This is a genomic window from Nitriliruptor sp. (assembly GCF_040882075.1).
Lineage (GTDB): Bacteria > Actinomycetota > Nitriliruptoria > Nitriliruptorales > Nitriliruptoraceae > Nitriliruptor.
In genome coordinates, this window is record NZ_JBBEBZ010000012.1 from 1 (window position 1) to 8,492 (window position 8,492).

Below are 8,492 nucleotides of genomic sequence, written 5' to 3' on the forward strand. Positions count from 1 at the left end.
TCGCCATCCGGCGGGACGTCGACTGGATGTACGGGCCGGCTCCCGACGACGTGCTGCGCGAGGGCGACGTGCTCTTCCTCCAGGGCCCGAAGGAGGGGGTCGACCACGTCCGGGAGCTCGCCGGCGGGACCGCGCGCGAGCTGCCACCGCCGCCGCAGCGGGCCAAGCTCACCAACCTCGACCGGGCCGTCGACCTCGTCGTCGAGCTCAAGAACGTGTCGGAGGTGGCCGTCGGGCTGGCCTACTCCGCGATCCTGCTGCAGGACCTGTCGCTCGCGGCCGAGGTCGGTGTCATCGAGGACACCTCCGACGAGCTGTTCCACAAGCTCGAGGGGTGGGTCCTGCGGGCCGCAGCCGAGCTCGAGGATCCCGACGAGCTGCGCGGCCTGCTCCACCTCGCCTCGGCGGCCGAACGGATCGTCGACTCGGCGCAGTCGATGTGTCGCGTGATCGAGGACGAGGGGCCGCCCCACCCGATCATCGCGGCGGCACTCGCCGAGGCGGACGAGATCGTCGCCGACGCCGAGGTCGCCGAGGGCAGCGCCGCTGCCGGCCGGACGCTCCGCGAGCTCCAGCTGCAGACCCAGACCGGGATGGAGGTCCTCGCGATCCAGCGCCGAGGCCGCTGGATCTACCGACCGAAGCGGGCCCGCACGGTCGAGGCGGGTGACCGCCTGCTGGCGATCGGCCCCGAGGAGGGCGCACCGCGCCTGCGTGAGCTGTGCGGCGACCTGCGCGGCGAAGGCGATGACGGGTGGATCGCCTCCCCCGACGAGATCGAGGCCTGACGCGAGCCCACGGGCTCGTCTCTCGTTCGTCGGGGGTCCGATGAGTCGACGCGACACCTCGGCCGGATGGACGGTCGGTCAAGCTCGACTGGATGCGGTCCCCGAGCGTGGCGCCGGTCGACGCCGAACGCGGTGCCCCGGGAGCCGCGAAGGTTCGGGCTCCACCAACGCACCCCATCCGAGGAGCTCCCGTGCGTACCCACCTCCGCAAGCGCATCACCTCGCTCTCGCTCGTCGCCGGTCTCGCCTTCGCTGGCGCCGCCTGCACCGTCGAGGACGACGACCCGGACACGGTCGTCACCGACACTGATGCCGACACCACCGAGGACGCCGACGCTGAGGCTGAGGCGGACGTCACGGTCGAGGAGGACACGACCGAGGACACCGCCGACGCGGACGCCGAGGCCGAGGCTGAGGCCGACACCGACAGCTGATCCACCCGCCACACCTGCCGACGGGCGCCCTCCGGGGCGCCCGTCGCGCGTTCAGACGGCGGGGAGGCGATCGATGACCCCGGCGAGGTCCTTCTTGTAGCGACCCAGGCGGGGTGGCTTGAGCACCGACAGCGACGCGCGCGGACCGTCGAGTCCCGGTCCGCGGTCCTGGCCGGCTCGGCCCACACCCGGCCAGTCGAGGGGCACGTGGGTCCAGGCCTCGAGCACCGGGACCAGGTAGAGCGACGTCCCGTCCGGCAGCGACAGGTCGGCCCGGATCCCGCCACGCAGCAGCTGATCGAGGACGTGCCGGATCGCCGCCTCCGCGCCGGGGACCTGCGCGCGGCTGAGGCCGTACAGCTCGAGATCGGGGACGTCGAACCGGGCGAGCCCGTGGGTCCGCACCCACCAGGTCCCCTCGCCCTCCGCGCGGACCACGATCGCGTCGTCGATCGTCACCGCACCGACGGCGCAGCGGTTCATCCACGCCTCGTCACGCTCGGCGACCGCCGACACGTCCGACACCCCGCGGACGCGCCCGCGCAGGTGCCGCGAGAGGCCCTGCAGCAACTGGCACTGGCGGCGCATGCCCTCGACGAGCCCGTCCCCGCCGATGTAGGTCTCGGCACGCAGGAGGGCCCGGCCGTCGTCGTCCGTCAGCGCACGGACGACGGCCTTCTGCATCCGCCCACCCCAGTGAACCTCGAAGGCCGCGCCGTCCGCGCCGCGGACGGGGCTGCCACGGTCGATGTCCTTGGCGCGGCCTGCAGCGGAGATGACCGCGGCGAGGTCCTCGACCGGCGCGTCGAGGACGAGCGCGATGCGGGAGGTGTACTTGTCGACCACGGGGGCGGACTCCTACGGGGGCGCGGCGAGGGTACGAGCCGCGTCAGAGGCCCAGGTCCCTGGCGATGAGCATCCGCTGGATCTCGCTGGTGCCCTCACCGATCTCGAGGATCTTGCAGTCCTGGTAGAAGCGGCCAACACGGGTCTCGGTGGTGAAGCCCATGCCGCCGAAGATCTGGGTCGCTTCCCGGGCAGCGGTCACCGCCTGCTCCGAGGAGTACAGCTTGGCGATGGACGCCTCGCGCTTGTACGGCAGGCCCTCGAGCTTGCGCCAGCACGCGTAGCGGTACATCTGCCGCGAGGTCTCCGCAGCGACGTCGAGGTCGGCGATCTTGAAGGCGATGGCCTGGTTGGCGCCGATCGGCTTGCCGAACGCTTCACGCTCCTGGCTGTAGCGCGTGCACTCCTCGACGCAGCCCTGGATGAGGCCGACGGCCAGCGCCGAGATGGCGATGCGGCCGTCGTCGAGGGTCTTGAGGAACTGACGGAACCCGGCGCCCCGCTCGCCGAGGGTGTTGCTGATCGGCACACGGACGCCGTCCAACGTGAGTTCCCGGGTGTCCGAGGCGTGCCAGCCGACCTTGCGGTAGGGCGGGGCGTACGAGAACCCCGGGGTATCGACCGGGACGATGATCGCGGTCATCTCCCCCGGCGCGGTCATGGCGGTGACCGTGACGATGGAGGTCATCTCGGTGCCGGAGTTGGTGATGAACTGCTTGGTCCCGTCGATGACCCAGTGGTCTTGGGTCTCGACGGCCTTCGTGGCGGTGGCGCCGAACACGTCCGATCCGCCCCCGGTCTCGGTCAGGCCGAAGCCGCCGAGCTTCTCGCCACGGGCGAGCTCCGGTAGCCAGCGCTGCTTCTGCTCCTCGGTCCCGAACTCGAAGATCGGCGCCGCTCCGAGCCCGACACCGGCCTCGAGGGTGATGCCCACGGACTGGTCGACCCGGCCGAGCTCCTCGAGCGCGAGGCAGAAGGTGAGGTAGTCCCCGCCGACCCCACCCCACTCCTCGGGGAAGATCAGCCCGAACAGGCCCATCTCGCCCATCTGGCGCACGATCTCGACCGGGAACCGACCCTCGGCGTTGAACGCATCGGCCGCGGGAGCCACGACGGTGTCGGCGAACTGCGCCACGACCTTGCGGAACTCCTCCTGCTCCGGCTCGAGCGCGAACGACACCATGATCTTCTCTCCCTCGTCGGCGCGGCGAGCCTACGTCCCCGGCCGGACGTGCTCGACGTCACCAGCGGTGACGGCCACCTTCCCGGCGACCGGGCTCTCGACGACCAGGCGACCGTCACGGTCGAGGTCCACGGCGCGCCCCTCGAGCACCTCGCCGTCGGGGAAGGTCACCCGCACGTCGGTCCCGACGGTCGCGCACGCATCGCGGTACGCGATCAGCAACCGCAGCGGGTCGGCCGGGACGGACCGCAACCACACCGCCAGTCCGCGCAGCAGGTCGGCGAGCACGCTGACCCGGTCGACGTCGCGGCCCGCTGACTCCGCCACCGAGGTCCACGCATCCGCGTCCCCCGAGCGGGGCACCTCGCGCCAGTCGAGATCGATGCCGGTCCCGATCACCAGCACCTCGCCTTGCGGGACGGCGTGGCGTTCGACCAGGATCCCCGCCGCCTTGGCCCGACCGCCTCCCGGCCGTGGGAGCAGCACGTCGTTCGGCCACTTCAGCATCGGGCGCGCTCCGGCGCGTCGGAGCGCGTCGGCGACCGCGAGCCCCACCGCCAGCGGGACCAGCGAGACGTTCGCAGTCGGGAGCGCGACGACCGAACTCGCGGTGAGCGACCGGACCGCGTCACCTGAGCTCGCATCGTCCCACGGTCGACCGAGCCGACCACGGCCCGCGGTCTGGTGATCGGCGACCACGACCAGACCAGGGGGCGTGCCCTCGCGGACCGCGGCGAGGGCCACATCGTTGGTCGAGGCCACCTCGGGTTCGTGCACGAGGGTGTGCCACCCGAGCGGCCCGCCGAGCAGCGCCACGAGCTGTTCGGAGCGTTCGAGGTCGGTCACGGGTCTCCTCGCTGCGGTGGTCGTCACGCCCCTCCGGACGGAGCCGGCTGGGGGTCGGTGGAGGGTCGAAGGCTAGGCTCCGGCCGCCCGCTCGTCCGCGACGGCGTGCGCCGTTCCCCCCGCTCCCGCTGAGAGGCACCCCCGTGGCCGAGACCACGAAGGACAAGCTCGCCGAGCTCGAACGCCGGCGTGCCGAGCACGCGACGGGGGGTGGCGAGGACGCCATCGCCAAGCAGCACGACCGGGGCAAGCTGACCGCCCGCGAGCGGGTCGACCTCTTGCTCGACGAGGGCAGCTTCGTCGAGACCGACGCGTTCGCGGTGCACCGCGCGACCGGGTTCGGGCTCGAGGACAAGCGCATCCTCGGGGACGGCGTGGTGACCGGCCACGGCACGATCGACGGCCGACGCGTCGCGGTCTTCAGCCAGGACTTCACCGCGTTCGGTGGCTCGCTCGGTGAGGTGTTCGCCGAGAAGGTCGTCAAGATCATGGATCTCGCCGAACGGATGGGGATCCCGGTCATCGGCCTCAACGACTCCGGTGGTGCTCGGATCCAGGAGGGCGTGGTCAGCCTCGGCGGGTACGGGGACATCTTCCTGCGCAACGTCCGCAGCTCGGGGGTCATCCCGCAGATCAGCGCGATCATGGGGCCCTGCGCCGGTGGCGCGGTCTACTCCCCCGCCATCACCGACTTCGTGTTCATGGTGAAGGACACCTCGCACATGTTCATCACCGGCCCGAACGTCATCAAGACGGTCACCGGCGAGGACGTGACCATGGAGGAGCTCGGCGGGGCGATGAGCCACGCCTCGAAGTCGGGGGTCGCGCACTTCGCGGCCGACGACGAGGAGAGCTGCCTCGACGACATCAAGTACCTGCTGAGCTTCCTGCCGGCCAACAACCTCGAGCTCCCGCCCGTGGTGGCGTCCACCGATGATCCGGATCGGCTCGTCACCGAGCTCGACACCTTCATGCCCGACAGCCCGAACGTCCCCTACGACGTGCGCGACCTGGTGCGGCTGGTGGTCGATGACGAGGAGTTCCTCGAGGTCCACCAGCACTACGCGGAGAACATCGTCGTCGGCCTCGCGCGGCTCGACGGCCACCCGGTCGGGATCGTCGGCAACCAGCCCTCCTACTACGCGGGCGTGCTCGACATCGACGCGTCGGAGAAAGCGGCGCGGTTCGTGCGGTTCTGCGACGCGTTCAACATCCCGGTCGTCACGTTCGTCGACGTGCCCGGCTTCCTTCCCGGCACCGAGCAGGAGTACGGCGGCATCATCCGCCACGGCGCCAAGCTCCTCTACGCCTACGCCGAAGCTTCCGTGCCGAAGCTCACCGTGATCGTGCGCAAGGCCTACGGCGGCGCGTACGACGTCATGGGTTCCAAACACCTCGGTGCCGACGTGAACCTCGCCTGGCCGACCGCCGAGATCGCCGTCATGGGCGCCAAGGGGGCGGTCAACATCCTCTACCGGCGTGAGCTCGAGGCCGCCGACGACCAGGACGCGATGCACGCCGAGTTCGAGCAGCAGTACGCCGAGGACCTCGCCAACCCGTGGCGGGCGGCCGAGCGTGGCTACGTCGACGCGGTCATCCAGCCGAGCGAGACGCGCCAGCAGCTGGTCCGGGCGCTGCACTTCTGCGCCGGCAAGCGCGAGACGCGTCCCGCCCGCAAGCACGGCAACATCCCCCTCTGACCGAACCACGCAGGAGCTGCCCGTGAGCGACGACGCGCCAGCGACCGAGCGTTCGACCGCCCGCATCGAGGTGGTGGGCGGCGGGACGGTGGGTGCCGAGCAACTCGCCGCGGTCGTGGTCGCGCTGACGCCGTCCGGGGCCGACGATCCGAGCGGTGACACCGCCGCACCGGCGTGGGCCCGCGCAGCGCTGCTCGAGGGGGTCGGGCTGCTGCCACCGACCCGACCGAGCGACCTCCAGCAGGTCACGGTGCTCGGTCACTGACCGTGGACGACGACCCGACCCGCCCCGGTCCCGCACCGCGTGCACCCGGGCCCGAGGAGGGCGATCTCGACGCGCTCGCCAGCGAGGTCGGGGACGTGGCGCGACGGATCTCGGGCGTCGTGGCCGGTACCGCGCTGGTGTTGCTGCACGCCGTGGTCGGCTACCTGACGTTGAGCCTCGGCCTGGTGGCACCGATGTGGGCGGTGCTGGTGCTGCTGACCGCGTGGGCCGTGATCGGCGTGGTGGCGTGGCGGTGGCGGATCCGGCACCCGTTCCTGGCGATGCTGGCACCGTTCGTCACGGTCGCGCTCGTGCTGGCCGTGGTCGCGCTCGGGGGCAGGTTCCTCGGGTGGAGCGCCTAGAGGTGAGCGAGCCGGACCCCGTGGTCCGGCTCGGTCGTACCTGCGGCGCGGTCAGGCGTCGTCGTTCAGGTCCTCGCCGGACGCCTCGGCCTCCGCGGCCTCCTCCGGGGTGGCGAACACCTGGACGGTCGTCTCCATACCCGCCGCGCGGTGACCCGGGACGTTGCAGATGACGGTCCACTCGCCCGGGAACAGCAGGAAGACCCCCTCGTCGCTGCCGCCACCCGGGGCTTCGGAGATGTCGGATCCCTCCGCCGCGCCGAGGGCCTCGGTGTTGTGGACAGCGGTGCCCTCGTTCTCGAAGGTCACCATGATCTCGCCGGTGACGGCGATGCCGTCCTCGACCGTGAAGGAGAACTCCCCCTCGCGTGAGGAGACGATCGTCATCTCGCCGCCCTCGCCGACCGGTTGGACGACGTCGCACCCCTCGGTCCCGACGGGGCACTCGTAGGCCGCAGCCTCGATGGCGCCGTCGGGTGAGGACGCGCAACCCGCGAGGAGGGCCGCGGTGGCGGTGACGAGGCCGAGGGTGAGGCGGTGGCGCACGACGAGCTCCTCGGGGGAGGGATGGGACGAGGGACGGTTCGGCGGGTGCTGACGGGCCGCTCCCGAGGGTCCATGGAGACGGCATCGTCGGGGACGGAGGGTACCCGCGGCGGGCGGGTGGCAGGTAACCACGGGGACGGCCCCAGGCCGCCGACGGGGCAGCGGGGAACTGGCGTGGCACGGGCGCCGCACCAGGACCCCGGTGGGTCACACCCCGGACCCGCGGCCGGGCTCGAACGTGGAGGCGCGGGCCGGCATCACTAGGCTCCCCGCGGGCCCGAGCGGCGCCCTTCCCGCTCCCGACCCCACCGGAGCGAGGTCCCCGACGAGAGGTGGAGCGGTGTTCGACGCCGTCCTGGTGGCCAACCGCGGCGAGATCGCCATCCGTGTGATCCGCGCGTGCCGTGAGCTCGGCGTGCGCAGCGTCGCCGTCTACTCCGAGGTCGATCGCGACGCACCGCACGTGCGCCACGCCGACGAGGCGTACCTGCTCGGGCCTGCCGCGGCGGCCGAGAGCTACCTCAACCAGGAACGGATCCTCGAGGTCGCCCGCGAGGCCGGTGTCGACGCGATCCACCCCGGGTACGGGTTCTTCTCCGAGAACGCCGACTTCGCGCAGGCCTGCGCCGACGCCGGTTTCGTCTTCGTCGGTCCGGGCCCCGAAGCCATCGCCAAGATGGGCGACAAGCTGTCGGCCCGTGAGGTCGCCCTGAACGCCGGTGTCCCGATCGTGCCGGGGACCCGGGAACCGACCGAGGACGCGGAGGAGGCGGTCGCCTTCGGGGACGAGTACGGCTACCCGGTCGCGGTCAAGGCGATGTTCGGCGGTGGCGGCCGCGGGATGAAGGTCGTCAAGGACGCGGCCTCGATGCGCGAAGCGCTCGACGCGGCGACCCGCGAGGCCAAGGCCGCCTTCGGGCGCGGTGAGTGCTACCTCGAGCGGTACCTCGAGCGCCCCCGCCACGTCGAGATCCAGGTGCTCGCCGACACCGATGGCACCACCCTCCACCTCGGCGAGCGCGACTGCTCGCTGCAGCGGCGCCACCAGAAGCTGGTCGAGGAGGCCCCCGCCGCGGGCCTGTCCCCCGACGTGCGCGCCAAGATGGGCGAAGCCGCCGTCCGGGTCGCCAAGGAGATGGGCTACGTCAACGCGGGGACCTGCGAGTTCCTGCTCGACGACGACGGCGAGACCTTCTACTTCCTCGAGATGAACACCCGCCTGCAGGTCGAGCACCCGGTCACCGAGCTGATCACCGGTCGGGACCTCGCCCAGGCGCAGCTCCGCATCGCGTCGGGTGAAGGCATCGGCTTCACCCAGGACGACGTGGTCCTGACCGGCCACGCGATCGAGGTCCGGATCAACGCCGAGGAGCCGGCGTCCGGGTTCGTGCCGACCCCGGGCCTGATCACCGAACTCGTCGCGCCGCTCGGACCTTGGGTCCGCTTCGACACCGGGGCAGAGTCGGGCTACGAGGTGCCGCGCGACTACGACTCGATGATCGGCAAGCTGATCGTCTGGGCC

Annotated in this window: 10 protein-coding genes; 6 read left to right on the top strand and 4 right to left on the bottom strand. The window is 71.7% G+C overall.

What is annotated here, in order from left to right:
* Both WEB03_RS00765 and WEB03_RS00770 read left to right on the top strand, forming a co-directional pair.
* Nucleotides 1-788 (top strand): potassium channel family protein (locus WEB03_RS00765; RefSeq protein ID WP_368069065.1); only part of this gene is annotated, 788 nt, incomplete at its 5' end.
* A gap of 191 nt (nucleotides 789-979) precedes the next feature.
* Nucleotides 980-1,222, top strand: a complete 243-nt coding sequence (locus tag WEB03_RS00770) for a hypothetical protein (protein ID WP_368069066.1) — start codon at nucleotides 980-982, stop codon at nucleotides 1,220-1,222.
* A 51-nt stretch (nucleotides 1,223-1,273) separates the two neighbouring features.
* On the opposite strand, the gene WEB03_RS00775 is transcribed toward WEB03_RS00770, so the two are convergent.
* From WEB03_RS00775 to WEB03_RS00785, 3 genes are read right to left on the bottom strand one after another with little or no spacing between them, the layout of a single operon-like run.
* Complete coding sequence (locus WEB03_RS00775; RefSeq protein ID WP_368069067.1) at nucleotides 1,274-2,068, bottom strand: hypothetical protein; 795 nt, start codon at nucleotides 2,066-2,068, stop codon at nucleotides 1,274-1,276.
* A 43-nt stretch (nucleotides 2,069-2,111) separates the two neighbouring features.
* Nucleotides 2,112-3,251: an acyl-CoA dehydrogenase family protein gene (locus WEB03_RS00780; protein ID WP_368069068.1), complete on the bottom strand. Its 1,140-nt coding sequence runs from the start codon at nucleotides 3,249-3,251 to the stop codon at nucleotides 2,112-2,114.
* 30 nt (nucleotides 3,252-3,281) lie between these two features.
* On the bottom strand, nucleotides 3,282-4,097 hold the full coding sequence (locus WEB03_RS00785) for a biotin--[acetyl-CoA-carboxylase] ligase (protein ID WP_368069069.1): 816 nt from the start codon (nucleotides 4,095-4,097) through the stop codon (nucleotides 3,282-3,284).
* A gap of 143 nt (nucleotides 4,098-4,240) precedes the next feature.
* Here WEB03_RS00785 and WEB03_RS00790 point away from each other — a divergent pair, with 143 nt between their 5' ends.
* Genes WEB03_RS00790 through WEB03_RS00800 form a run of 3 tightly spaced genes read left to right on the top strand, consistent with a single transcriptional unit; the run spans nucleotide 4,241 to nucleotide 6,424 of the window.
* Nucleotides 4,241-5,797 (top strand): acyl-CoA carboxylase subunit beta, encoded by a 1,557-nt coding sequence (locus WEB03_RS00790; RefSeq protein ID WP_368069070.1) that lies wholly within the window; start codon nucleotides 4,241-4,243, stop codon nucleotides 5,795-5,797.
* 22 nt (nucleotides 5,798-5,819) lie between these two features.
* Nucleotides 5,820-6,062, top strand: coding sequence for a hypothetical protein (locus WEB03_RS00795; protein ID WP_368069071.1), 243 nt, complete (start codon nucleotides 5,820-5,822; stop codon nucleotides 6,060-6,062).
* 2 nt (nucleotides 6,063-6,064) lie between these two features.
* On the top strand, nucleotides 6,065-6,424 hold the full coding sequence (locus tag WEB03_RS00800; RefSeq protein WP_368069072.1) for a hypothetical protein: 360 nt from the start codon (nucleotides 6,065-6,067) through the stop codon (nucleotides 6,422-6,424).
* 51 nt (nucleotides 6,425-6,475) lie between these two features.
* On the opposite strand, the gene WEB03_RS00805 is transcribed toward WEB03_RS00800, so the two are convergent.
* Nucleotides 6,476-6,970: a hypothetical protein gene (locus tag WEB03_RS00805; protein WP_368069073.1), complete on the bottom strand. Its 495-nt coding sequence runs from the start codon at nucleotides 6,968-6,970 to the stop codon at nucleotides 6,476-6,478.
* Between the two features lie 340 nt (nucleotides 6,971-7,310).
* Between WEB03_RS00805 and WEB03_RS00810 the strand changes: the two genes are divergently transcribed.
* Nucleotides 7,311-8,492, top strand: a 1,182-nt coding sequence (locus WEB03_RS00810) for an acetyl/propionyl/methylcrotonyl-CoA carboxylase subunit alpha (RefSeq protein WP_368069074.1), incomplete at its 3' end; no start/stop codon positions are given.